The following is a 24,775-nucleotide window of genomic DNA, read 5'->3' as shown; positions in this document are numbered from 1 at the left end:
CAGACCCCAGAGGAGCAAAAATGTCGAGAACTCTCGTGCTCGTGCGTCACGGCCAGAGCGAATGGAATTTGAAAAACCTGTTCACCGGCTGGCGTGACGTCGACCTGACCGAGCAGGGCCACGCCGAGGCCAAGGCCGCCGGCCAGAAGCTCAAGGCGCGCGGCCTGAAATTCGACATCGCCTTCACCTCGGCGCTGGTCCGGGCGCAGAAGACCTGCCAGCACATTCTCGACGCCGTCGGCCAGAGCGACCTGAAGACCATTCGCGACCAGGCGCTGAACGAGCGCGACTATGGCGACCTTTCCGGCCTCAACAAGGACGATGCGCGCCAGAAATGGGGCGAGGAGCAGGTGCATGTCTGGCGTCGCTCCTACGACGTACCGCCGCCCGCCGGTGAAAGCCTGAAGGACACCGGCGCCCGCGTCTGGCCCTACTACCTGCACGATCTGCAGCCGCACGTGCTGCGCGGCGGCACCGTGCTGGTCGCCGCCCACGGCAATTCGCTGCGCGCGCTGATCATGGCGCTGGACGGCAAGTCGGGCGAGGAGATCGTCAGGCTGGAGCTCGGCACCGGCGTGCCTGTGATCTACCAGCTCAACGCCGATTCGACCGTAGCCTCGAAGGAAGTGCTGGAAGGCTGACGGCTGGCGAGTTGCGGCGGCGGGCCTCCACCAGCTTTGCTAAAGTGACTTCCCAGCTTTTGGCGTCCAGTTCCAAAAAGCGCGTTGACAGCAATCGCTTGCCCGCTTATTGAGCCCGCACCAGCCCAGATGGCGGAATTGGTAGACGCGCACGGTTCAGGTCCGTGTTCCGCAAGGAGTGGAGGTTCGAGTCCTCTTCTGGGCACCAAATTCCCGTTTCGAACCATTCGATCGGTTCAGAAGCTCAAGAGAAAAGCCCGGTTCGTCCGGGCTTTTTTCTTGCCCGATGACCTCCCCTCCTGGCCAGTCCCCAACAAACCGCTTCAAACCGGGCTCCGGCTTCGCTACGCTCGCTTCCATGTCTCAATCCGCCACCGCGATCTTCGGCGCCCGCCGCGACCAGGCCTTCCCAACCCTGGCCGAGGCCGACATCGAGCGCATGCGCCGGTTCGGTGAGGCCAGCGCCTATGCCGCCGGCGAGCACATTTTCGAGGCCGGCGATGTGTCCCCGGGGCTGATCGTCGTCCTGTCGGGCAAGCTGGACATCACCCAGGACGGCAAGCTCGGCCGGCGCGAGACGATCGTCACGCATGGCCCGGGCAGCTTCGTCGGCGAGCTGGCGCAGCTTTCGGCCCGTCCCTCGCTGGTCAATGCGCAGGCCGCCGAGCCAGTGCAGGCGTTCGTCATCTCCTCGCAGAGGCTGCGCGACCTGATGGTGCAGGAGGCCAATCTCGGCGAGCGCATCATGCGGGCGCTGATCCTGCGCCGCGTCGGGCTGCTCGAGAGCGGCACGATCGGTCCCATCATCGTCGGACCGGCCGACAATGGCGACGTCCTGCGCCTTCAGGGGTTTCTCGCCCGCAGCGGCCAGCCCCACCGCGTGCTCGATTCCAAAACCGATCCTTGTGCGAAGACCCTGTTTGAACACTTCCATGTCGATCCCCACCACTTGCCGGTCGTGCTGTGCCCGAACGGCAGACTGCTGCTCAATCCCGCGGAGAAAGACCTCGCCCGCTGCATCGGCCTGCTGCGGCCGGTCGACGCCAGCAAGGTCTATGACGTCGCCATTGTCGGCGCCGGGCCGGCCGGGCTGGCGGCGGCGGTCTATGCGGCCTCCGAAGGGCTGTCGACCATCGTGCTCGATTGCCGTGCCTTCGGCGGCCAGGCGGGCGCTTCCGCGCGCATCGAGAACTATCTTGGCTTTCCCACGGGCATTACCGGCATGGCGCTGATGGCGCGCGCCTATAACCAGGCGCAGAAATTCGGCGTCGAGATGGTCATCCCCGACGAGGTGAAGCTGCTCGGTGCCGCCACCGACGGCGCGCGCTACCAGCTTGCGGTCGGCGACGACGAGACGGTGCGTACGCGCTCGGTGGTGATCGCCAGCGGCGCACGCTACCGCCGCCTCGACGTCGCCAATCTCGCCGAGTTCGAGGGCACATGCGTGCATTATTGGGCCTCGCCCATCGAAGCACGGCTTTGCGGCGGCCAGGACGTAGCGCTGGTCGGCGCCGGCAATTCGGCTGGGCAGGCGGCCGTCTTTTTGGCCAGCCATGTCAGGAAAGTGGCGCTGCTGGCGCGTGGCGGCAGTCTCGAAGCCTCGATGTCGCGTTACCTCGTCGAGCGCATCAGGGCGCAGCCGAACATCGAGGTGCTGACCGGCACCGAGGTCGAGGCGCTGGACGGCGAGGAAGGCAATCTCGCCACGGTCCGCTGGCGCGACCGCTCGAGCGGCGCCTCGACGACGCGGCCGATCCGCCATCTCTTCCTGTTCATCGGTGCCGACCCGAATACCGACTGGCTCGCCCAATCCGACGTGGCGCTGGATGCCAGGGGTTTCATCCGCACCGGATCGGACATGGGATCGGCGCATGGCCTGATGGAGACGAGCCGCAGCGGCGTGTTCGCCATCGGTGACGTGCGCTCCGGCTCCGTTAAACGCGTCGCGGCGGCTGTCGGCGAAGGCGCCCAGGTGGTGGCGGCATTGCATGCATTTCTTGCGCGGGAAGGCAGCCATGCCGACGCGCCTCAACTGGTCGGGGGAGTGTGATGGCGGACGAGTGCAGACACGCGGCTGGGATCAAGGACGTGACGCCGAGCGCGCTCGGCTGCGAGGAATGCCTTAAGAGCGGCTCGTGGTGGGTGCATCTGCGGCTCTGCCGCACCTGCGGCCATGTCGGTTGCTGCGACGACTCACCCAACCGCCACGCCACCAAGCACTTTCATGCCACCAGCCATCCCGTCATAGAGGGCTATGACCCGCCGGAAGGCTGGGGCTGGTGCTATGTCGACGAGATCTTTCTCGACCTCGGCGACCGCACGACGCCGCAGAACGGCCCGATCCCGCGATTTTACTGAGTACTTCGGCGAGCTGGGAAAAGCGGGCCGGTCTGATCTATCGCACCGAACCGGTAACTGTCCGGTCGACATCCGGAACGGATTTGCGATCGTTGCCGGCAAGGGCGGCGATGAGCAGCAGGCTGGCCACGACCGGAACGAACAGGACGGCGACGCGGGCCTGTATATGAAGAATGGCGCGCCATTCGCTGCGCTTGTCGGGGCTGTTGCTCATCATACTCACTTTGCCATGGCCCCCCGAGGTCACATAGCCGTGAACGGTTAAGCAACTCCTTCCGACTTCGTTAACGCAGGCGATTCAAGCCTGAAATCAGCCGAGCCCGATCCGCCTGGCGCCTTGCCGGAACAACGCTTCGGCGTCGGACTCGAAGCGGAACGTGCCGATGAAATCGTCGGCGCGGTAATCCGGCAACGTCTTGCGGATCGCGGCTGCAAAGCCGCGCGCCTCGTCGAGCCGCCCCGCCAGCGCCAGGCAATGTGCCGCGATCGCCAGGATGATGGCGTGCGCGTTCGGCCGCGCCGCCGCTTTCAGCGCCCATACGGCTGCCTCCTCGAACTGGCCGAGACGGACATGCGACATCGCCCGCGCGCCCAGCATGCCGAACAGCAGCGGGTCGAAAGGGCTGAGGTGGCGCGAATGGTCTGAGGAGCTTATTGCCGCTTTCGGGTCGCCCGACTGCGAGTGGACGAAGGACAGCGCGTAATGGCCGAGCGCGAAATTGGGACTGAGTTTGACCGCCTGTTCCAGTTCGCCGAGTGAGCCCTCCTGTTCGCCGCGCAGCCACAGCGCCCGCCCCATTGCCCAGTGTGCGGCCGGATTGTGGTCGTCGACCAGCAGGCTCTGGCCGGCGCTCTCGAACGCCAGCGCGCTTTCCCGGTCGCGGTCGCCCCAGCGCTGGAAGGCGTTCTGCCAATGGGTGAAGGACAGGCCGGCATAGGCGCGGGCGAAGGTCGGATCGAGCTGCAAGGCCCTGGCAAAGAAATGCCGCGCCGTTTCGTTCTCGGCCTGGGTGAAGCGATACATGTGCCAGAGGCCGCGGTGGTAGGCCTCCCAGGCGTTGAGCGAGTTGGGCGCCTTCAGCAGGGCTCGGTTACGCTCGACGGTCTCGACCTCCACCGAGATCGACGACACGATGCTGTCGCCGATGTCGTCGAGCACGGCAAAAATGTCGTCCAGACGGTGCTCGAACGTCTCGGCCCAGATGATCCTGGCGGTACGCACCTCGACGAGTTCGACGCCGACGATCAGGCGGCCGGCCATGCTGCGCACCGTGCCGGTGGCGACATAGTCGACCTTCAGCCGGCGACCGGCCTCCTCGGGTGCGATGCCCTTGTCGGCCAGTGCGAAGACCGATCCGCGCGCGATGACGAAGAAATCCCGTAGCTTGGCGAGACGGGTGATGATGTCGTGGGTAAGGCCATCGGCCAGCCCGCCGCGCAGGCCGGATTCCTCGACGAACGGCATCACCGCCAGCGACGCATGGCTCGGCTCGAGTGGACCGGAGCCGAGTGGACCGGAGTCGGGCGGACCAGGTGACCTCAATTGCGATGCTGTGAACTGGCAGGCCGGCTGCGGCCGCGGCGAGGCAGCCGACTGCTGGTCGCGGATCACCCGCCAGGCTGTCCGGAGCGGGACGAAATCCAGGTCTTCCGACTGGAACAGCTGTGCCGCCACCGCCAGATGCTTCTCGGCCGCGGCGATCTCGCCGCGCCGGGCGAGGCTCGCCAGCAGCGCCGTATGCGCGCGCCCCTCGAAAGGCGCGAGTTCCACCCATCTGTCGAGATGGGCGGTCGCTTCGTCGCAATCAGCGGGCAGGCTCGCGACGAGTCGTTCCAGCACCGCCGCGTGGACGGACCGGAAACGGCGGCGCTGGCCGATCAGCCAGCTGTTGAAGTGCGGATTGCGTTCGAGTTCCAGCCCGTCGAGAAAATCGCCGGCGAAGAGTTCTGCCAGCGCTCGCAACCGCTCGGCATCGAGCTTGTCGATCCCGTGCGCGGCGGCATGGCTGATCTCCAGCGCATCGACAAGGCAACCGCCGAGATCGAGCGCGACCGTATCGTCCTGCGTACGGACACGGCGCTGGTCCGGCGTGTCGAGAGCGCCGCGCAACTTGCTCAGGCACCAGCGCAGCTCGCCTCGCGGATCGTTGGGCACGTCCCACAGAAGTTCGCACAGGCGGCTGCGCCCCACCGGGTGCGGCGCCAGCGCCAGATAGGCAAGCAGCGCCCGCAGCTTGCGCGAGGCCGGCAGTGCCATCGGCACACCGTTGCGCGTGATCCCCAATTGGCCGAGCAGGCGCACGGACAGGCCCGGCATACCGCCGTCCTGGCTCGATGGTGCGGATTCCACGTCCGTTCCCACGCCTGCTCCCACGCTGGCCTGTCGGCCCCTGCTTTATCACCAAACACGATCTGGCGCATCGGCGGCGAATTTCGCGCCGGCAGCGATCATGCCGCATAGCCGACAACGTCAGTCCTAGCGCGGCAAGGTCTCGAGACCTCGCCGCTCGGGCCGCCGCTTCGTAACCGGCCCGTGAAGATGAACACGATCAAGGAGATCAATGATGTTGAACAAACAGAAAATCAGGACCACCGCTGGGCGCGGCCGCCTTTTCGACAGCATTCTCGACACTGTCGGCGACACGCCGGCGGTGCGCATCAACAATCTCGCGCCGGCCCATGCGACCATCTACGTCAAGGCCGAGTTCTTCAACCCGGGCGCCTCGGTGAAGGACCGGCTGGCGCTCAACATCATCGAGGAGGGGGAACGCAGCGGCGCGCTGAAGCCGGGCCAGACCGTGGTCGAGGCGACCAGCGGCAACACCGGCATCGGCCTCGCCATGGTCTGTGCGCAAAAAGCCTATCCGCTGGTCGTCACCATGGCCGACAGCTTTTCGGTCGAGCGCCGCAAGCTGATGCGCATGCTCGGCGCCAAGGTGGTGCTGACGCCGCGCGCCGAAAAGGGTTTTGGCATGTACAAGAAGGCGGTCGAGCTGGCTGAGGCCAATGGCTGGTTCCTCGCCCGCCAGTTCGAGACGGCCGCCAATGCCGCCATCCACGAGGCGACGACGGCGCGCGAAATCATCAACGATTTCGCCGGCTCGCGGCTCGACTGCTTCGTCACCGGCTATGGCACCGGCGGCACCGTCGTCGGCGTGGCGCGAGTCTTGCGCCGCGAACGGCCCGATACCCGCATCGTGCTCTCCGAGCCGGCCAATGCGCAACTGATCGGCAGCGGCAAGACGCAGCTGCGCGGTGCCCGTGGCGCCCCCGCCGCCAGCCATCCGGTCTTCGAGCCGCACCCGATCCAGGGCTGGACGCCGGACTTCATCCCCAATGTCCTGCAGGAAGCGATCGACGCCAGCCTCTATGACGAGGTGATGCCGATCGCAGGGCCAGAGGGCATCAAATGGGCGCGGGCGCTAGCCCAGAAGGAAGGCATCTTCACCGGCATTTCCGGCGGCGCCACCTTCGCCGTGGCGCGGCAGGTCGCGGAGAAGGCGCCGGCGGGATCGGTGATCCTGTGCATGTTGCCCGACACTGGCGAGCGCTACATGTCGACACCGCTGTTCGACGGCATCGAGGCCGAAATGGATGCCGACGAGCTGGCGCTGTCGCGCTCGACGCCCGGCTGCCAGTTTCCGGCGGTTTGACGGAGGCAGTCATGGACGTCGCGCGAGAAACCGTCGGCATGGTGGCCGAGGAAACGCTTGACCCCGCCGACTGGGCCGATGTGCAGGCCTTGTCGCACCGGGTCGTCGACGATGCCGTCGATTATCTGCGCGACGTGCGCGACCGCCCGGTGTGGCGGGAGATGCCGGCCGATGTGCGGGACTTCTTCACCGCCCCGTTGCCGCGCTCGCCGGCACCGCTTGCCGCCGTCTACGGCGAGGTCTCGCGCACCGTGATGTCCTATCCCATGGGCAACATCCATCCGCGCTTCTGGTCCTGGTACATGGGGTCGAGCAACTTCACCGGCGCGATCGGCGATTTTCTGGCGGCGATCCAGGGCTCCAATCTCGGCGGCGGCAACCACGCCGCGGGGCTGATGGACAACCAGGTGGTGAACTGGTGCAAGGAGATGCTGGGCCTTCCGGCATCGGCCTCCGGCACGCTGGTCAGCGGCGGCTCGATGGCCAATATCATCGGGCTGACCGTGGCGCGCAACGCCAAGGCCGGCATCGATGTGCGCGAACACGGCGTCGCCGCCATCGAAAAACCGCTGCGCTTCTACGGCTCGGACCAGATCCATTCCTGCCATCGCAAGGCGATGGAAGCGCTTGGGCTCGGCAACCGGGCGCTGCGCCGGATCGCGACGGATGCCGGGCTGCGCATCGACATATCGGCCTTGCGCGCGGCGATCGCCGAGGACCGGGCAGCCGGCGTCACGCCGGCCTGCGTCATCGGCAATGCCGGTACGGTCAACACCGGCGCGATCGACGATCTCAGGGCGCTTGCCAAACTCGCGCACGAGGAAGGACTCTGGTTTCATGTCGATGGCTGTATTGGCGCGCTGATCGCGATAGCGCCGCAAAACGCCCACCGCGTCGCCGGCATCGAATGGGCCGATTCGATCGCGCTCGATCCGCACAAATGGCTGCACGCGCCGTTCGAGGTCGGCTGTGCCCTGGTCAGGGATGCCACAGCGCACCGCCGGACCTTCGCGGTGACGCCGGAATATCTGGAATCGACGCCGCGCGGCCTCGCATCCGGCGAATGGCTGCACGACTATGGCCTGCAGACCTCGCGCGGCTTTCGCGCGCTGAAAGTGTGGATGGCGCTGAAGGAGCATGGCATCGAAAAATTAGGCCGCCTGATCGACCAGAACATCGCGCAGGTCTCCTATCTGGCCAGGCTGATCGAGGCCGAGCCTTCGCTGGAACTGGCGGCAGCGCCGACCATCAACATCGTCTGCTTCCGCTACCAACCCGGTTTGGCGGGCGAAGCGCTGAAGGCGCTCAACACCGAGATCATGCTGCGGCTGCAGGAGCAAGGCATCGCGGCACTCTCCGACACCACCGTGCATGGCGAGCACTGGCTGCGTGTGGCGATCACCAATCATCGCACCCGCCGCGACGATCTCGATCTGCTGGTGCGTGAAGCGGTGAGGCTGGGGCGTGAGATCACTGCGGAGGGCCGCGTGTCTTCCTAGTTCCGGGCGGCCGTGCGAACCTGCCCGCGATGATTCGGGGGAGGTCGGCGGTGACGTTGTTTCGCATGGTTGCGCTGGCGGCACTGGTCCTGGCCAATTCGGCCGATGCCGCCGATATGGCCTTTTTCGTCAAGAACCTGCGCAAGGAGGCGGTCGCGGTCGAGCTGTTCAGCCGCGACCGTGAGACCGTCTGGCCGGGCAACGACAAGGTGTTCCTTGTTGATCCGGACTCGCAGAAATCAGTGCCGATCTCCTGCAACCAGGGCGAACGCATCTGCTATGGCGCCTGGGTCGATGGCAATGACAAGATTTCCGCCGGCGTCGGCCCAGACAACGACCAGCCCTGCGATACCTGCTGTTTCATCTGCGTGGAGCACGCGACCGAGACGATCGACCTGGTGCCGTGATCGGGGATCCCGTCCAGGCAGTCATTCCGGGCGTCAGTCTGGGAGGCCGGCCTTGTGGAAGCCCTCGATGAAATGCTCACGCGTCGCGTCATCGCGGAACGGCTCGGTCATCACCCAGTGGCGGGTCGTGAAATGCGGGTTGCCGACGAGGAACAGCTCGACCTCCGCGCGCGCCTCGTCGAGCCGGCCAAGTTGCGCAAGGCTTGCCGCAAGGAAGCGGCGTGAGCTGGTGCGGTAGGTCTCGTCCCGGCGCAGCGTCTCGACGGCGGCAGCGTAGTCGCGCGCCGCATATTGCGCCTGGCCGAGCGTCAGATAGTACCAGCTTGCCGGAAACGGGTTCAGCCGGAACGCCTTGCGGATCTGCTGCAGGCCCTCCTCCACCCGCCCGGCGAGCGTCGTTATATCGGACAATGTCGCCCAGGCATCGGCCTCGTTGGGGTCGAGTTCGAACGCCCTGGCGAATTCGGCATCCGACTCGGCGAAATCATGCTCATAGGCAAGCAAATTGCCGAGCACCCAGTGGCAGCCGGCATCGTTCGGATCGATCGCGACCGCCTTGCGCGCCAGGTCCAGGGCAATGCGGCGGTTAGGGTCGATCGGCTCGCCCCAGTGCACCCATCCCATCCAGTGGTTCATGGCGAGCCAGCGATAGGCCTCGGCGTAGTCGGGGTCGAGCGCAACCGCGCGCGTCAGCATCAGATGCGCTTCCCGTGCCGTCTGCGGCGAATCGTCGATCAGCTTGCGCGCCCGCACGCACAGATCGTAGGCATCGAGATTGGTGGGCCTGTTGCGTGGCGGCGGCGCGCGCAGCCGGCCGAGCAACGCCTCCACGATCTTGGCGGTCACCTCGTCCTGGACGGCGAAGATATCGTCCAGGCCGCGGTCGAAGCGTTCCGCCCAGAGATGGTCGCCGCTCGCCGCGTCGACCAGCTGTGCGTTGATGCGCACGCGCCCCGCGTCACGCCGCGCGCTGCCCTCCAGCAGGTAGCGGACGCCAAGTTCCCTGGCGATCTCGCGCACATCCATCGCCCTTCCCTTATAGGCAAAGGTCGAATTGCGCGCGATGACGAACAGGCCGGAGATCCTCGACAGGTCGGTGATCAGGTCTTCGGTCAAGCCGTCGCAGAAAGCGTCCTGCCCGGCATCGTTGCTGAAATTGACGAAGGGCAGCACCGCGATCGATGGTTTGTCAGGCAGCGGCAACGGTTTTCGCTTGGCGCCGGCGAGCTGTTCGACGGCTCCCGTGAAGCGGTAGCCGACGCGTGGAACGGTGGCGATCCATTCGCCGCCTCCTTCACTAGCAATGCCGGGTGGACCGAGCAGCTTGCGCAATTGCGCGATCTGGACGGTGAGGTTGCCTTCCTCGACGGCCGTGCCCGGCCACGCCGCGTCCATGAGTTCGGCCTTCTCAAGGATTTCGCCGGCCCTTGCGACCAGCGCCGCGAGCAGCTTCAGCCCGCGATAACCGATGGCTACGGGGACGTCGTTCCGGAGCAGCGTTCCCGCACCGGCATCGAGCATGAACGGGCCAAAGGCAAAGCGCTCTCCCTGCATGGCGCATCTATAGAGCAATTCCAGGAAAAGTGCGAAGCGGTGCCCCGGAGAAGCGCATAGCGCTTTCCCTGGAGGAAATTGGATGAAAACAAAGAGTTAGACGCCGTTTGGAACTTTTGAGAACTATTTGGCGGGCCTTAATTACGGCGGCGTTCGCGTCCCGCAGAATGCAACCTCTTTCAGCTCGAGGGCTCCGGCCCCACGGAGGTTGTTATGAACCATATCCTTGTTTCGGTTCCGCCGGCAGTGCGGCAGCCCGCAAGTCCCAAGCAAGCGCCGCGTCGGCGCCTGGCGGTCTTGCGAAACACCATCGCGGCCTGGCGCGAGCGGACACGCTTTCGCTGGGACCTCAAGCGAATGTCGGAGGTCAGCCCACATCTGATCGACGACATCGGTTTGACGACGCCACAGGTAGAGGAAGAAATCGCCAAACTGCCCTTCTGGCAGCGATAAGGCGAAATGTCGCGATGATTTGGACGGGATTGCCGGCATCATCCCTTTAGTGCCCGCCCGCGTCATGTCATGATGCCCCATCGGCCGTGGGGGCCGATTCTACATCGGGGGTTTTCATGTCTTTCACATCAGCGCGCCGGCTCGCCGCCGCGTTTTCGCTTGCCGTCCTGTTTGTATCGACCGCCCAAGCCGGCGACGTCACCTTCGCCGTCAAGAACAGCCACCCCAACGCCATGCGCCTCGAGCTCTACAGCCAGGACCGCGACTATGTCTGGCCGGGCGATGGCAAGGATTTCTATCTCGATGACGGCGAGACCAAGCAGCTGCCGATATCCTGCAATGAAGGCGAATCGATCTGCTACGGCGCCTGGGTTGACGGCGACGAAGGCACCTATTGGGGCGTCGGCCCCGGCAACAAGGAAAAATGCGAGGATTGCTGCTATACCTGCAGCGGCGGCGAGACCGAGGAGATCGATCTGGTCCCCTGACCGGTTTGCCAGCTTGACGGGTTTCCCGCTGGGGACCATAGCCCAAACACCCAAGGCACGCCGCGTGCAATCAGGCGCGGTGTGCTCCAGGCACACAGGGAGCACGGCAATGGCTGGCATGGTCGAAAGCGACAAAATCGACGTCGGATTTTCCGGCAAACGCTGCATCCACTCGCGCAATTGCGTGCTCGGCGACCCAAATGTCTTCGTGCCCAACGCGCCGGGACAATGGATCCATCCCGAGGCGGCCAGCGTCGAAAAGATCGTCGCGCTGGCCGAGAATTGCCCCTCGGGCGCCATCACCTATATGCGCAAGGATGGCGGACCGCAGGAAAAACCGCCTGTGGTCAACACCGTGCGGTTGCGCGAAAACGGTCCGCTGGCGGTGCATGCCGAGATCGTGCTTGGCGACGAGACATTCTTCCGCGCCACGCTCTGCCGCTGCGGCGCCTCGCAGAACAAGCCGTTCTGCGACAACAGCCACATCAAGGCGGGCTTTGCCGCCACCGGCGAACCGGCGCTGAAGGACGCGCCCGCGCTGGAGGCCCGTGACGGCCCGCTGAAGGCGACGCCTACCACCAACGGCCCGCTCAAGCTCGAAGGCAATGTCGAGATCGTCACCGGCACCGGCCACACGGTCGATCGCACCACGAAGGTCTTCCTGTGCCGCTGCGGCCACTCGGCGAACAAACCGTTCTGCGATGGCAGTCATAAGAAGGTTGGGTTTGTCGGATAAGGCGGCGCGTCCACGCTGCCAATTTCCCCCCTCGTGGCGACGAGGAACCCCCACATACGTTGGCGGGACGGCGCACCGACCTTCCGGTGGGTTCACGACACCGTGGCCCATCTCACGCTGCTTTATCGGCCGGCCCGTTTCGGCTAAGGGCACGGGTGAAAAGAACGCCTCCCGTCCCGGATCCACCAAAGAATGACCGCCAAGACCAAGCCCGCCCCTCTCTTCCTCGGCATCGACACCGGCGGCACCTACACCGATGCCGTGCTGTGGTCCGAGACCGAAGGTCCGCAAGAGGGGCCGAACAAGGGCAAGGTGCTGGCCAAGGCCAAGGCGCTGACCACGCGGCATGATCTGGCCGTCGGCATTTCGGGTGCCGTCGACGCGGTCCTGGAAAAGGCGGCCACCGATCCGGCTCACATCAAGCTGGTCTCGATGTCGACGACGCTCGCCACCAACGCGCTGGTCGAGGGGCAGGGCGGCCGGGTGGCGCTGGTCATGATCGGCTTTTCCGAGGCCGATCTTGCCCGTGATGGGCTGAAGACGGCACTCGGCACCGACCCGGTGGTGTTTTGTCCGGGCGGCCATGATGTGCACGGCAACGCGGCAAAACTCGACCTGTCCGGGCTGGAGGCGATGCTGCCGGAACTCGGCGCGTCGGTGTCCGGTTTCGCCGTCTGCGCCTATTTCGCCACCCGCAATCCCGCGCATGAGATCGCCGCCCGCGAGCTGATCCGCGACAGGACCGGCCTGCCGGTCACATCAAGCCACGAATTGTCGGCCAAGCTCGGCGGGCCACGCCGTGCGCTCACCACACTGCTCAATGCCAGACTGATCTCGATGATCGACCGGCTGGTGGCGGCGACCGAGGGGTTCCTTCAGGCGCGCAACATTGCCGCTCCCCTGATGGTGGTGCGCGGCGATGGGGCGCTGGTTTCGGCGGAGTTTGCCCGCCAGCGGCCGATCGAGACGATCCTCTCCGGTCCCGCCGCCAGCCTGGTCGGCGCCCGCCACATGACCGGGCTCGACAACGCGGTGGTCTCCGATATCGGCGGCACCACCACGGATGTCGCCGTGCTCGACGGCGGCCGGCCGCGGCTCGATCCGGAAGGCGCCACCGTCGGCGGCTTCCGCACCATGGTCGAGGCGGTGGCCATGCGCACTTTCGGCCTCGGCGGCGATTCCGAAGTGACGCTGGAGGACGGCGCGCTCAATCCGAAGATCCTGCTTGGGCCGCGCCGCCTGGTGCCGCTGGCGCTGGCCGGCATGGCGCATGGCGAGGCGGTGACGGCGGAACTCGAACGCCAGTTGCGCGCCCCCAACACTGGCCGCATGGACGGCCGCTTCGCGGTCCGCACCGGCGTGCCGGACCGGCTCGCCGCGGGGCTGACCGCACCGGAGGCAAAGCTCTACGAGGCAATCGGTGCGACCCCGCTCGCCCTCGACAGGCTGCTGACCTCGAATGCCCAGAATGCCACGCTGAACCGGCTGGTCTCGCGCGGGTTAGTGCATGTCTCAGGCTTCACGCCGTCGGATGCCGCGCATGTGCTCGGCAAGCAGGCGACCTGGGATGCCGCCGCCGCCCGCTTAGGCGCCGAACTGTTCGCCCGCAGGCGCGATGGCCGTGGCCAGGCGATCGCGGCCTCCCCGGAAGCGATCTCGGAACGAGTGCTGGTGACGCTGACGCGCTGGTCGGCCGAATATATCCTGGAAACCGCCTTTGCCGAGGACGGGCTCGATGGCGCGGCGACCGTGGCGCACGCGCTGGTCCAGCGCGCCGTCGACGCCCACCCCGGCATCGCCCGCCTCAGCGTCGCGCTCGACCGTCCGGTCATCGGGCTCGGCGCTTCGGCCCCCCTGCACTATGCCGGCCTGGCGCCGTTGGTCGGCAATGAGTGCGTGGTGCCCCGGGATACCGATGTCGCCAACGCGCTTGGTGCCGTCGTCGGCCAGGTCAGGGTCTCGGCCGAGGCGCGCGTCAGCCAGCCCAAGGAAGGCCTGTTCCGGCTTGCCTCGGGTGAAACGGTGCGCGATTTCCTCGACGAGGCGGCGGCGATAGCAGCCGCCGAGGCGGATGTCCGCGCCATTGTCGCCCAGCGGGCCCTTGATGCCGGCACCGACAGCGCCGAGATCGACGTGGCGACGGAGTTCCGGGTCTCGACTGTCGAAGCGCAGCGCATGTTCATCGAAGCGCATGTCGTGGCGGTGGCCTCCGGCAGGCCAAGGATCGCGGTTTGAGGAAGAAGAGCGATCTCCCCCCTCGTTGGGGAGATGGCCGGCAGGCCAGAGGGGGGCGCTGTCCCGCCAGCATCTCCGTTCTCCCTTCGCTCCTATATTCTGGTTGGGATGAGTCCCACGGCAAAAGTGGGCAACGTCGGCGATCCTTCGCGCCCCCCTCTGCCCTGCCGGGCGTCTCCCCCACGAGGGGGTAGGTTGGCCAACCGCCCAAAATGCCCCACCTTCACCCTAAGCTGAATTGACCCCGCAACCTCAAACATGCCAAACGCCCCGCAAAGCCTTTCATCTGGAGTAGCCTGATGACCGATCGCATCGAGATCGCCGGATTGCGCATTGCCCGCGAGCTGCATGACTTCGTCGTCGACGAAGCGTTGCCCGGCACCGGCATCGAGGCGGCGCGCTTCTGGGACGGATTTTCGGCCATCGTCCATGATTTGGCGCCCAAGAACCGGGCGCTGCTGGCAAAACGCGATGCCATGCAGGAAAAGCTCGACGGCTGGTATCGCGACAATGGCGCGCCAATCGACATGGACGCCTACAAGGCGTTCCTGAAGGAGATCGGCTATCTCGTTCCGGAAGGGCCGGCCTTCAGCGTCTCGACCGCCAATGTCGACCCGGAAATCGCCGTCGTCGCCGGGCCGCAGCTTGTCGTGCCGGTGATGAACGCGCGCTATGCGCTGAATGCCGCCAATGCGCGCTGGGGCTCGCTCTATGACGCGCTCTACGGCACCGACGCCATTCCCGAAACCGATGGCGCGCAGAAGGGCAAGGGGTTCAACCCGGCGCGCGGCGCCAAGGTGATCGCCTGGGCCAAGGATTTTCTCGACCAGTCGGTGCCGCTCACCTCTGGCAAATGGGCAGGGGTGAATGGCCTGTCGGTGGCCAACGGCGCGTTGCGGCTCGGCGAAGGCGCCGGCTCCACCACGCTCGCCGACCCGAAACAGTTCGTTGGCTATCGCGGCGATGCCGCCAACCCGGAAACCGTGTTGCTGGTGAGGAACGGGCTGCATATCGAGATCGTCATCGACCGCGCCAACCAGATCGGCCGCACCGATCCGGCTGGCATTGCCGACGTCATCTTGGAATCGGCGCTGACCACCATCCAGGACTGCGAGGATTCGATCGCGGCGGTGGATGCTGAGGACAAGGTCGTCGTCTACCGCAACTGGCTCGGCCTGATGAAGGGTGACCTGGCCGAGGAAATCACCAAGGGCGGCAAGACTTTTACCCGCAAGCTCAACCCCGACCGCGTCTACACCATCCCTGCCGGCGGCACGCTGGCCGTGCCCGGCCGCTCGCTGATGCTGGTGCGCAATGTCGGCCACCTCATGACCAATCCGGCGATCCTGGACCGCGACGGCAACGAGGTACCGGAAGGCATCGTGGACGCGGCGATGACGGCCCTGATCGCGCTTCACGACGTTGGGCCGAAGGGGCGGCGGATGAACTCCCGCGCCGGCTCGATGTACGTCGTGAAGCCCAAGATGCACGGGCCGGAGGAAGTCGCCTTCGCCGTCGAGATTTTCGACCGTGTCGAAGCGCTGCTCGGCATGGCCCCAAACACCATCAAGATGGGCATCATGGACGAGGAGCGGCGCACGACGATCAATCTCAAGGAGGCGATCCGCGCCGCACGCGAGCGCGTGGTGTTCATCAACACCGGCTTCCTCGACCGCACCGGCGACGAGATCCACACCTCGATGGAAGCCGGCCCGATGATCCGCAAGGGCGACATGAAGCAGGCCGCATGGATTTCGGCCTACGAGGCCTGGAATGTCGACACCGGGCTCGAATGCGGTCTCGCCGGCCACGCCCAGATCGGCAAGGGCATGTGGGCGATGCCCGATCTGATGGCAGCCATGCTGGTCGAGAAGATCGCCCACCCCAAGGCCGGCGCCAACACCGCCTGGGTGCCCTCGCCGACAGCGGCGACGCTGCACGCCACGCACTATCACAAGGTCGATGTCCACGCCGTCCAGGCGGCGCTGAAGAGCCGGCCAAAGGCGAAACTCGACGACATCCTCTCGGTGCCGGTGGCCGTGCGGCCCAACTGGACGCCCGACGAAATCCAGCGCGAGCTCGACAACAACGCGCAAGGCATTCTGGGCTATGTCGTGCGCTGGATCGACCAGGGCGTCGGCTGCTCCAAGGTTCCCGACATCAACGATGTCGGCCTGATGGAAGACCGCGCCACGCTTCGCATCTCCTCGCAGCACATCGCCAACTGGCTTCGTCACAAGGTCTGCTCGGAAATCCAGGTCAGGGATTCGCTGCAGCGCATGGCCGCGATCGTCGATCTGCAGAATGTCGGCGATCCGCTCTACCGGTCGATGGCGCCGGACTTCGACAGCTCGATCGCCTTCCAGGCCGCCTGCGACCTTGTGTTCAAGGGAACAAGCCAGCCAAATGGTTACACCGAGCCCGTACTGCATAAGCGGCGGCTGGAGCTGAAGGCGCGGGAGAGCGCCTGAGCCTGCGGCGTCTCATCGAGCTGGTTCCGGCGAGGGCTGCGGCCATGACCTGAAGGGTCACTTTTGCCGCTTTGTCCTGAATTGGATCAATGAGCAGGGCCGCCGGCCGCCGTTCAAACTCCCCGCTTGACCATCTCTCCGCCGGCGAGGTCGGCAGGGCCAGGTGCCGAGGCGGGATGCCGGCCGCCGGGCGAACTCTACGCCGCCTGCGCCATGCGCTCCGAACTCATGCGGTAGGAAATCGCTTCGGCCAGATGGATGCGGCCGACGGCCTCGCTGGCGTCGAGATCGGCGAGCGTGCGCGCGACTTTCAGCACGCGATGGTAGGCCCGTGCGGAAAAGGCGAGTTTTTCGCTGGCGTCCTTGAGCAGCGACAGGCCGGCGGCGTCCGGCATGGCGATCGCTTCGATGACTGCGGGAGAGCAATGCGCGTTGGTGGTGGCGCTGCTGACGCCGAGCCGTTCGAAGCGCTCGCGCTGGAGGGTGCGCGCGCGGCCGACGCGCAGCGCCACATCGGCGCTCTTTTCCGCCCGGTCGGGCCGGATCAGGTCGCTGGCCGAGACCGCCGGCACTTCAATGCGAAGATCGATGCGGTCGAGCAGCGGGCCAGAGATGCGCGCCTGGTAGTCGGTGCGGCAGCGCTCGCCGCGCAGGCAGCGATAGCCGGGTTCCCCGGCCATGCCGCAGCGGCACGGGTTCATCGCCGCCACCAGCTGGATTCGTGCCGGATAAGTGACGCGGTGGTTGGCGCGCGCGATCATGCAGTCACCGGTCTCAAGCGGCTGGCGCAGCGCATCGAGCGTCTGCGGCGTGAATTCGGGGAACTCGTCGAGGAACAGCACGCCGTGGTGGGCGAGCGACACTTCGCCCGGCCGCGCGCGTATGCCGCCGCCCACCATAGCCGCCATCGAGGCCGAATGGTGCGGGGCGCGGAATGGCCGCCGGTCGGTCAGCTTGCCTTCGCCGAGCTCGCCCGCCACCGAGGCGATCATCGAGACTTCGAGCAATTCCTTCGGCGCCAGCGGCGGCAGGATCGAGGGAAGACGCTGCGCCAGCATCGATTTTCCCGAGCCCGGAGGACCGATCATCAAGAGATTGTGGCCGCCCGCGGCCGCCAGTTCCAGCGCCCGCTTCGCCGTCTCCTGGCCCTTGATGTCGGCAAGGTCGGGCAGGTCGCGTGCCGAGGCGTGGATGCCGGCCTCCGGGCGCGACAGCACCTGCGTGCCGCGGAAATGGTTGGCTATGGCAATCAGGCTGCGCGGCGCCAGAATGTCGAATTCCCGCCCCGCCCAGGCCGCTTCCGGCCCACAGGCGAACGGGCAGATCAGGCCCTTGCCCTCGGCATTGGCGCCGATCGCCGCCGGCAGCGCACCGGCGACCGCCGTGATCGTCCCGTCAAGCGACAGTTCGCCGAGCACGACATAGCCGGCCAGCATGTCGCCCGGAATGGCGCCGAGGGCCGCCATCAGGCCGAGTGCGATCGGCAGATCGTAATGGCTGCCTTCCTTGGGCAAATCCGCGGGCGCCAAATTGATCGTTACTTTTTTCGACGGCATCGACAGGCCGGAAGCATGAAGGGCCGCCTGGACCCGCTCGCGGCTCTCGGCCACCGCCTTGTCCGGCAGGCCGACGATGTGCATGTTGACCTTGCCGGGTGCGATCATCACCTGCACGTCGACCGGCACGGCCTCGATGCCCTGGAAAGCGACCGTACGAACCCGCGCCACCATATTCTGCCCCCGATGCCGGCTCGCCCCCAGCCCTTGTGAACAATCCACGAGCGACGTCAGCTCAAGACAACCACAGATTTCAGGCTTAGGCAAGAACAATACAAGAACAAAGGCAAACGGGTGCATACGGTCGGATGGGCTCACTTGTCGTCCGCCTCAACCTGTTGCCTTGTGCGAGGGTCTTCCGGTGTTCGCAACGTCCCGGATTGAGCGGCACGGGATGAGGGCGAACGCACGGCAACCCGCGCCGGATCACGACGGCCTCACCGCCAGGAAGGTGTTCCATCCTCGCTGCTTCCTGCCGATGCGGAAACTATGACTGAGAAGCTCCATGCCGGCGGCCTCGATGCGCGCGGCGAAGGCGTCCTTGCGCCAGTCGACCGTAAGATATCTGCCGCCCGTTTCGCCGTCGCCGTCGCGCATCGAGACGACAAAGGCACTGCCGGGCCGCAATGAACGCGCAATCTTCGCCAGGACCTGGTCGATCTGGTCGCGAGGCACATGGATCAGCACTGCCAGCGCCACAACCGCGTCGTAGGGACCGCCAAGCTCGTCGGTGATCACGTCGAGGAGTTCGCCGGTCTTGCCGCGCGCCGCCTGCAGGTCGAGAAAGCGCCGCGTGGCGTCGGTTCGGCGCACCTTGACGCCAAGGCCCTCCAGGAAATCCGCATCGCGGCCCGGTCCGGACCCGATCTCCAGGACTTGGCCGCCCGGCCCGGCGATCGCCGCGGCGCGCTCGAGCGCGGCCCGGTCGTTCGGATGCGGGATATGCCCGACAATCTCGTCATAACGGACCGCATAATCCTCATACGATTCGATCGTCCGGCGGCTCTTCGCCAGGGCCTCTGCAGGTACCTTCATCGTTCCCTCCTGTCCCTGTTCGCCAAATCGCGCCTAGCGGATACTGCCATAAGGCGCGTGGCCGTCGAGCAGGCCGATATCGCGCTTGAAATGGTCGGACAGCGCGCGCTGGTCGAGCAGGCGGCGCGACCGCGATCTGAAGGGAGCGACGAAGAGGTCGAGGATCGGATGACGGACCGTGACGTGCTGAGCCGAGGTGTTCATTGCCATGTCCTTTCGGGTTAGTTTGATGGTTTGAGTGTGCGCCGGTGCGCCCTTGGTTTCCAATCGAACGTCGCGTATCATGCATCAACAGGATTGATGCATGATGAGCTGGGACCTGCCGCCCTTGGGGGCCATCAGGGTGTTTGAAGCCGCATCGCGGCTGGGCAGCTTTACCAAGGCGGCCGAAGAACTCGGCATGACCCAGTCGGCGGCCAGCTATCAGATCAAGGTGCTGGAAGAACGCGCTGGAACGCCGCTTTTCACAAGAAAAACAAGACAGATCGCCTTGACCGAGGCCGGCGAGCAGCTGGCGCCGCACGCATCGGGCGCGTTCTCGGCGCTGGCCGACGCATGGGTTGCGACCAAGGGCGGCGCCACCGGTGTGCTCTCCGTCACCACGGTCCAGACTTTCGCCTCGACCTGGCTCGCCGTGCGCCTTGGAGCATTCCAGCTGATGCATCCGGACCTTGCCGTGAAAGTCGATACATCGTCCCGGCTGGCCGATTTTGGGCGCGACGGCATGGATATCGGCATTCGCACCGGCACCGGGAAATGGCCGGGCCTGGGAGCCCACTACCTGTTCAAGGCAGACTACACGCCGATGCTCAGCCCAAGGCTGGTGCGGAGCGTGGGAGGCATCCGCCACCCGCAGGATCTCTACAAGCTGCCACTATGCTGTTCGAGCGATCCCTGGTGGAAGATCTGGTTCGAGGCAGCCGGTGCCCGCTTCGAGCCGGATCGCATCATAGCCGGTCCGGAGCTCGGCACACAGGCCTATGACGCGATGGCGGCGCTGACGGACCAGGGTGTCGCCATCCTCACCCGCAATCTCTACTCCTCATTGCTGACGACAGGACAGCTGATCCAGCCGTTCGAGGCGCTGGGGTCCGACGGCGACGGCTATTGGCTCGTGCATTCCGAAGGCCGCCGCAACACCCCGAAGATCCGGCTGTTCAGGGACTGGGTACTGGCCGAGACCGCTGATGTCAGGGCGCGCGAACAGCGCGGGGCCTGAAGAGTCCTCGGTCAAATCAGGAACATCGGGGGAACCCGGTAGCCGCACAGGTTGCGCCCCGGTTGTACCCGGCTGCAAAAGCGGAACATGGTTAACACAAAGTGGAAACGGATTATGCCCGTTTCGCTTCCACCGCGTCCCAGAACAGGCTGGCGATGTCGGCGCCGCCGAAGCGTTGCACTTCACGCACGCCGGTCGGCGAGGTGACGTTGATCTCGGTCATGTAGTCGCCGATGACGTCGATGCCGACCAGGATGAAGCCGCGCTCTTTCAGCGACGGTCCGATGCGGGCGCAGATTTCGCGCTCACGTTCGGTCAACTCGGTCTTCTCCGCGCGGCCGCCGACATGCATGTTGGAGCGGGAATCGTGCTCGGCCGGCACCCGGTTGATGGCGCCGACCGGCTCGCCGTCGATCAGGATGATGCGTTTGTCACCCTTGCGTACATCCTTCAGGTAGCGCTGCACGATATAGGGCTCGCGAAACAGCTGGCCGAACATTTCGAGCAGCGAGGCGAGGTTGCGGTCGGCTTCCAAGAGATGGAAGATGCCGGCGCCACCATTGCCGTAGAGCGGCTTGACGATGATATCGCCGAACTCCTTGCGGAAGGCGGCCACCTCAAGCGGATCCTTGGTGATCAGCGTGTCCGGCATCAGGTCGGGAAACTCGGTGACGAAGATCTTTTCCGGGCTGTTGCGCACCCAGGCCGGGTCGTTGACGACCAGCGTCTTCGGATGGATGCGCTCGAGGATATGGGTCGTGGTGATGTAGTTCATGTCGAAGGGCGGGTCCTGGCGCAGCAGGATGACGTCCATCTCCGACAGGTCGGTGCGCACCTTTTCGCCCAGCGAGTAGTGGCTGCCCTTCTCATCGCGCACCTGCATCTCCTCGATGCGGGCAAACACCTTGCCGTCGCGCAGCGACAACCGGTCTGGGGTGTAGTGGAACAATTGATGGCCGCGCCGCTGCGCTTCCAGCGACAGCGCGAACGAGGTGTCGCCGGCGATCGACACGGTGGAGACATGGTCCATCTGGACGGCGATTTTCAGCTTCATGGTGGATCCCCAACGCAGTCAACGCATGCGATATAAGGGTCGCGGCGCCTTCTGCCAATCGGGCCACGCCGCTAACGGTCGAAGACCAGCCGCGAGTAACCCACGAAGGACAGCGTCATGGCCACCAGCGAAGCGATGGCAAGCGCGCCCAATGGTGGCGCTGCCGGCAGCACCAGCAGGATGGCCGAGTAGACGGCATAGTTGACGATGCTGGTGGCGAGGCCGACGCCGCCATAGCGGGCGCCTTCCTGTGTCAATCCCCTGCTCGACGGCGAGAAGGTCAGATGCCGGTTGATCTGCCATGTGACGCAGAGCGCAAAGCCGATCGAGAGCATGCGGCTGACGAAGGGCCCGAGCGGCGTGACGGCGAGCAGCAGCCAGAGTGCCGCCGCGTCGGCGACGAAACCGATGCCGCCTGCGACGACAAAGCGGACGACGCGTTGCATCGTTCAGGCCGCGCGCGAGGCCTTCCCCCGTTCCGGCTTCTGAACCACATCGCCCGTGCGGCGCTCGACACGGCCCGAAGGCATGGAGAGATAAAAGATCCGCTTCTGTTCGGCGCGCCCACGCGAGACCGAATCAAGAATCAGTCCGGTCACCGCCGCCAGCATGGACAGAAGCAGCAGCCCGACCGACAGCACCCATGTCGGCATGCGCGGAACGAGACCGGTTTCGGCGAATTCGACCAGCACCGGCGCCATCAGGAACAGGCTTGAGGCCAGGAAGAACAGCGAAAAGGCGCCGAAGAAGCGCAGCGGCTGCGTCTCCTTCATCAGCATGGCGAACATCCACAGGATCCTGGCGCCGTCGCGGAAGGTCGACAGTTTCGACGACGAGCCTTCCGGCCGGCGTCCGTAGTCGAGCGCGATTTCGCTGACCGGCAATTTGAGCTGCGAGGCGTGCACCGACATTTCGGTCTCGATCTCGAAGCCGCCGGACACGGCGGGAAAGCTCTTGACGAAACGCCTGGTGAAGACGCGGTAGCCGGAGAAGATGTCGGTGAAATCGTCGCCGAACAGCCATTTGTAGAGGCTGTTGAAGACACGGTTGCCAAAGGCATGGCCGGCGCGGCCGGCATCGTCGTTGACGCCGCGCCTGGTGCCCACCACCATGTCGCAACGTTCGGTCAAGAGCGTGTTGATCAGTTGCGGCGCGTCTTCGGGCGCGTAGGTGCCGTCGCCATCGGCCATCAGATAGATGTCGGCGTCGATGTCGGCGAACATGCGCCGCACCACATTGCCCTTGCCCTGGCGCGGCTCGCGAACCACGATGGCGCCGGCCGCGCGGGCGCGCAGGGCGGTCAGATCCTTCGAATTGTTGTCGTAGACATAGATGGTTGCCGCAGGCAGCGTCTCGCGGAACCGCCGTACCACCTCGGCGATGGTCAGCTCCTCATTGTAGCAAGGCAGGAGCACGGCGATGGTGGGTTCACGGCTGATGTCTTGGGGCATTTTCGTCTCCGAATGCCTTGTCGACCATGCGGCCGCGCTCCGGAAACCGGCCGCGTTCAGGCGGTTTTACTATTTATTGAAGCCGTTAAGGCTAGGTTTAAGACCGACTTCACGAGTGTCGATTGGCCTGGAAAGGCCCGGCATTCACGCCAAGGGCGATCGGGATGGGCACGGCAAGGGGAACTTCCACCTGGAAGTCCGATATCGCATTTGCGTTGTTTGCAGCCTTGCTGCTGCTGGCGCTCGAGGCCCAGCAGGGATTCCCGCAACTGGCCAATCCGGCGGGCGACAATGACAGCCTGCTGCAATTGGTCGAAGTCCGCGACCTGCTGGCGGGCCAGGGCTGGTTCGACCTGCACCAGTACAGGATGGGTCTCGAAGGCGGCTTCGTCATGCACTGGTCGCGGCTGCTCGACGCGCCGCTGGCACTGAGCATCCTTGCCGTTTCGGCCCTGACGGGCAGCACCGCGTTGGCCGAACAAATCGTGCAAATACTTTGGCCCGCGCTGCAGTTCTGGCTCGCGATCTTCTTCATCGTCCGCGCCGCGCGCGCTTTCGCCGGCCCGCACGCGGTGCTGCCCGCCGCCGTCGTCGGCGGGGCGGCCTTGTATTACATCGGGATTTTTTCTCCCGGCGCGCTCGATCATCACAATGTCCAACTGATGCTGACGCTGGCGAGCCTCGCCTTGCTGCTCGAGGCGCCAACGCATCGGCCGGCTGCTCTCGTCGCGGGCCTCTGCGCCACGCTGACCTTGGCCATCGGCATGGAAAGCGCGCCCTATGCCGGATCCCTCGGCGCCGTCGTCGCGCTGCTGTTTCTCGGCAATCGGGAGGGTGAAAGGCTGATCGCCAGGGATTTCGGCCTCGGCGTCGCCGGCGGCTCGGCTCTCGCCTTCGCCGCAACCATCCCCGTCTCGTCCTGGGGTCAGGCCCAATGCGACACGTTCTCGGTCGTGCAGTTCGCCGTCACCGGGCTCGCCGGCGCCGGTCTGGCAATCATTGCTTCATGGAAGGCCGCCAACGCGACGGCCGCCCGGCGCCTGATGTCGCTTGGCCTGCTGGCCGTCGCTCTCGCTCTCGTCGCGGGGCTCCTGTTTCCGCAATGCCTGGCGGCCCCCTATGCTCATCTCGATCCGCGCCTGCAGCAAATGTGGCTCGGCTATATCGAGGAGGCGCAGTCGATCGTCCAGCTTGTCGCCGACGATCCGGCAAGGGCGGTGGCGCGCTTTGCCACGCCATTGGTGGCGATCGTTCTGATGGCGCTCCGCTTCAGCCATGGCGGCTGGCGGCGGCAGGACAGCCTCGTCACCGCGCTGCTGGTGGTGGCGCTTCTGGTCAGTGCCTGGGAAGTGCGCGGCTCGACCTTCTCCATCGTCTTCGCGGTGATCCCGCTTTCGGCCTGGATCGCCAAATGGCGGCAGCGGGCAGAAGCCAGCCCGTCCAGTGGTTCCGTGCTCAGGATGGCCGCGGCCTGGCTGATCTCGGTCAACGCGATCTGGTCGGGCGCAGCTCAAGCGGCATCGAGCGCCTTCGCAGCCGCTGCTCCCGCCAGGGACGCCGGCATCGATGCGCCCTGCAACAGCAAGGCTTCGTTCGCCGCGCTTGGCGCAATGGCCCCCACCACGGTGCTTGCCATCTCCAATCTTGGCTCGCCGATCCTCGCCTTTACCGGTCATCGCGTGTTCGCCGGACCCTATCATCGTAACGTCGCCGGTAACCTGCTCGTGTTCGACGCCTTGCTGGGCTCGGCCACCGACGCGAAAGCCGTCGTCGAAAGCCACCATGTCGGCCTTGTCGCGCTCTGCCGCGGCAACCCGGAAAGCCGGCTGTTCGCGGCCAGGGCGCCGGACGGTTTTCTGGCCGGTCTGATGCGCGGCAACGTGCCGGAATGGCTGGAGCCGGTGGCGGAGACCAGGGGCAGCCCCCTGAAACTCTACCGCGTCCGGCTCGGCGGCTGATCCGACC

22 protein-coding genes and 1 tRNA gene are annotated in these 24,775 nt (G+C 65.7%); 14 read left to right on the top strand and 9 right to left on the bottom strand.

Translation table 11 applies throughout. The features are described from left to right. Positions 1 to 20 precede the first annotated feature (20 nt). From FJ434_RS19090 to FJ434_RS19075, 4 genes are all read left to right on the top strand, one after another. A complete protein-coding gene (locus FJ434_RS19090; RefSeq protein WP_140507004.1) occupies positions 21 to 641 on the top strand; it encodes a 2,3-bisphosphoglycerate-dependent phosphoglycerate mutase in 621 nt (206 codons plus the stop codon). Positions 642 to 764: 123 nt separating this feature from the next. After that, positions 765 to 849: transfer RNA gene (locus FJ434_RS19085), tRNA-Leu, on the top strand. A gap of 150 nt (positions 850 to 999) precedes the next feature. Beyond that, positions 1,000 to 2,691 (top strand): FAD-dependent oxidoreductase, encoded by a 1,692-nt coding sequence (locus FJ434_RS19080; RefSeq protein WP_140749936.1) that lies wholly within the window; start codon positions 1,000 to 1,002, stop codon positions 2,689 to 2,691. Continuing rightward, the gene (locus FJ434_RS19075; protein WP_140507000.1) at positions 2,691 to 2,999 is read left to right on the top strand and encodes a UBP-type zinc finger domain-containing protein; all 309 of its coding nucleotides are present in this window, start codon (positions 2,691 to 2,693) and stop codon (positions 2,997 to 2,999) included. The genes FJ434_RS19080 and FJ434_RS19075 overlap by 1 nt, the downstream gene beginning before the upstream one ends. 37 nt (positions 3,000 to 3,036) lie before the next feature. Here FJ434_RS19075 and FJ434_RS19070 read toward each other — a convergent pair whose 3' ends face one another. Next, a complete protein-coding gene (locus tag FJ434_RS19070) occupies positions 3,037 to 3,213 on the bottom strand; it encodes a hypothetical protein (RefSeq protein ID WP_181165991.1) in 177 nt (58 codons plus the stop codon). A 96-nt stretch (positions 3,214 to 3,309) separates the two neighbouring features. Next, positions 3,310 to 5,316, bottom strand: coding sequence for a BTAD domain-containing putative transcriptional regulator (locus FJ434_RS19065; RefSeq protein WP_140749939.1), 2,007 nt, complete (start codon positions 5,314 to 5,316; stop codon positions 3,310 to 3,312). 247 nt (positions 5,317 to 5,563) lie between these two features. Here FJ434_RS19065 and FJ434_RS19060 point away from each other — a divergent pair, with 247 nt between their 5' ends. Genes FJ434_RS19060 through FJ434_RS19050 form a run of 3 tightly spaced genes read left to right on the top strand, consistent with a single transcriptional unit; the run spans position 5,564 to position 8,558 of the window. Then, positions 5,564 to 6,652, top strand: a complete 1,089-nt coding sequence (locus FJ434_RS19060) for a pyridoxal-phosphate dependent enzyme (RefSeq protein WP_140749942.1) — start codon at positions 5,564 to 5,566, stop codon at positions 6,650 to 6,652. Positions 6,653 to 6,663: 11 nt separating this feature from the next. Then, positions 6,664 to 8,151 (top strand): aspartate aminotransferase family protein, encoded by a 1,488-nt coding sequence (locus tag FJ434_RS19055; RefSeq protein ID WP_140749945.1) that lies wholly within the window; start codon positions 6,664 to 6,666, stop codon positions 8,149 to 8,151. A gap of 50 nt (positions 8,152 to 8,201) precedes the next feature. After that, positions 8,202 to 8,558 (top strand): hypothetical protein, encoded by a 357-nt coding sequence (locus FJ434_RS19050; RefSeq protein ID WP_140506991.1) that lies wholly within the window; start codon positions 8,202 to 8,204, stop codon positions 8,556 to 8,558. 33 nt (positions 8,559 to 8,591) lie between these two features. Here FJ434_RS19050 and FJ434_RS19045 read toward each other — a convergent pair whose 3' ends face one another. After that, on the bottom strand, positions 8,592 to 10,112 hold the full coding sequence (locus tag FJ434_RS19045) for a winged helix-turn-helix domain-containing protein (protein WP_140749948.1): 1,521 nt from the start codon (positions 10,110 to 10,112) through the stop codon (positions 8,592 to 8,594). Positions 10,113 to 10,325: 213 nt separating this feature from the next. Between FJ434_RS19045 and FJ434_RS19040 the strand changes: the two genes are divergently transcribed. The 5 genes from FJ434_RS19040 (at position 10,326) to FJ434_RS19020 (ending at position 16,495) form a co-directional block, all read left to right on the top strand. Further along, positions 10,326 to 10,565 carry a DUF1127 domain-containing protein gene (locus FJ434_RS19040; protein ID WP_140506988.1) on the top strand — a complete coding sequence of 80 codons (240 nt, stop codon included), beginning with the start codon at positions 10,326 to 10,328 and terminating at the stop codon, positions 10,563 to 10,565. Between the two features lie 116 nt (positions 10,566 to 10,681). Then, on the top strand, positions 10,682 to 11,053 hold the full coding sequence (locus FJ434_RS19035) for a hypothetical protein (RefSeq protein WP_140715639.1): 372 nt from the start codon (positions 10,682 to 10,684) through the stop codon (positions 11,051 to 11,053). Between the two features lie 109 nt (positions 11,054 to 11,162). Then, positions 11,163 to 11,789 (top strand): CDGSH iron-sulfur domain-containing protein, encoded by a 627-nt coding sequence (locus FJ434_RS19030; RefSeq protein ID WP_140506984.1) that lies wholly within the window; start codon positions 11,163 to 11,165, stop codon positions 11,787 to 11,789. Positions 11,790 to 11,981: 192 nt separating this feature from the next. Further along, entirely contained in the window at positions 11,982 to 14,024 is a 2,043-nt protein-coding gene (locus tag FJ434_RS19025; protein WP_140749952.1) for a hydantoinase/oxoprolinase family protein, read from the top strand. 299 nt (positions 14,025 to 14,323) lie between these two features. Continuing rightward, positions 14,324 to 16,495, top strand: coding sequence for a malate synthase G (locus FJ434_RS19020; protein WP_140749955.1), 2,172 nt, complete (start codon positions 14,324 to 14,326; stop codon positions 16,493 to 16,495). Between the two features lie 197 nt (positions 16,496 to 16,692). Here the strand turns inward: FJ434_RS19020 and FJ434_RS19015 are convergent, their stop codons facing one another. The 3 genes from FJ434_RS19015 to FJ434_RS29830 form a co-directional block, all read right to left on the bottom strand. Continuing rightward, the gene (locus tag FJ434_RS19015) at positions 16,693 to 18,225 is read right to left on the bottom strand and encodes a YifB family Mg chelatase-like AAA ATPase (protein ID WP_140506979.1); all 1,533 of its coding nucleotides are present in this window, start codon (positions 18,223 to 18,225) and stop codon (positions 16,693 to 16,695) included. Positions 18,226 to 18,477: 252 nt separating this feature from the next. After that, entirely contained in the window at positions 18,478 to 19,086 is a 609-nt protein-coding gene (locus tag FJ434_RS19010) for a class I SAM-dependent methyltransferase (RefSeq protein WP_140749958.1), read from the bottom strand. Between the two features lie 33 nt (positions 19,087 to 19,119). After that, a complete protein-coding gene (locus FJ434_RS29830; protein ID WP_181165992.1) occupies positions 19,120 to 19,290 on the bottom strand; it encodes a hypothetical protein in 171 nt (56 codons plus the stop codon). Positions 19,291 to 19,393: 103 nt separating this feature from the next. Between FJ434_RS29830 and FJ434_RS19005 the strand changes: the two genes are divergently transcribed. Continuing rightward, positions 19,394 to 20,305, top strand: a complete 912-nt coding sequence (locus FJ434_RS19005) for a LysR substrate-binding domain-containing protein (protein WP_140750052.1) — start codon at positions 19,394 to 19,396, stop codon at positions 20,303 to 20,305. A gap of 112 nt (positions 20,306 to 20,417) precedes the next feature. On the opposite strand, the gene gshB is transcribed toward FJ434_RS19005, so the two are convergent. From gshB to FJ434_RS18990, 3 genes are all read right to left on the bottom strand, one after another. Then, positions 20,418 to 21,359 (bottom strand): glutathione synthase, encoded by a 942-nt coding sequence (gene gshB, locus FJ434_RS19000; protein ID WP_140715633.1) that lies wholly within the window; start codon positions 21,357 to 21,359, stop codon positions 20,418 to 20,420. A 71-nt stretch (positions 21,360 to 21,430) separates the two neighbouring features. Continuing rightward, positions 21,431 to 21,805: a GtrA family protein gene (locus tag FJ434_RS18995; protein ID WP_140749961.1), complete on the bottom strand. Its 375-nt coding sequence runs from the start codon at positions 21,803 to 21,805 to the stop codon at positions 21,431 to 21,433. A gap of 3 nt (positions 21,806 to 21,808) precedes the next feature. Further along, positions 21,809 to 22,810, bottom strand: a complete 1,002-nt coding sequence (locus tag FJ434_RS18990) for a glycosyltransferase (protein WP_140715629.1) — start codon at positions 22,808 to 22,810, stop codon at positions 21,809 to 21,811. A gap of 122 nt (positions 22,811 to 22,932) precedes the next feature. Between FJ434_RS18990 and FJ434_RS18985 the strand changes: the two genes are divergently transcribed. After that, positions 22,933 to 24,768 carry a GtrA family protein gene (locus FJ434_RS18985; RefSeq protein WP_246678319.1) on the top strand — a complete coding sequence of 612 codons (1,836 nt, stop codon included), beginning with the start codon at positions 22,933 to 22,935 and terminating at the stop codon, positions 24,766 to 24,768. Positions 24,769 to 24,775: the final 7 nt, after the last annotated feature.

This window comes from Mesorhizobium sp. B2-5-13, assembly GCF_006440535.1.
Classification (GTDB): domain Bacteria; phylum Pseudomonadota; class Alphaproteobacteria; order Rhizobiales; family Rhizobiaceae; genus Mesorhizobium; species Mesorhizobium salmacidum.
This window is presented reverse-complemented; position numbering and strand designations above follow the sequence as displayed.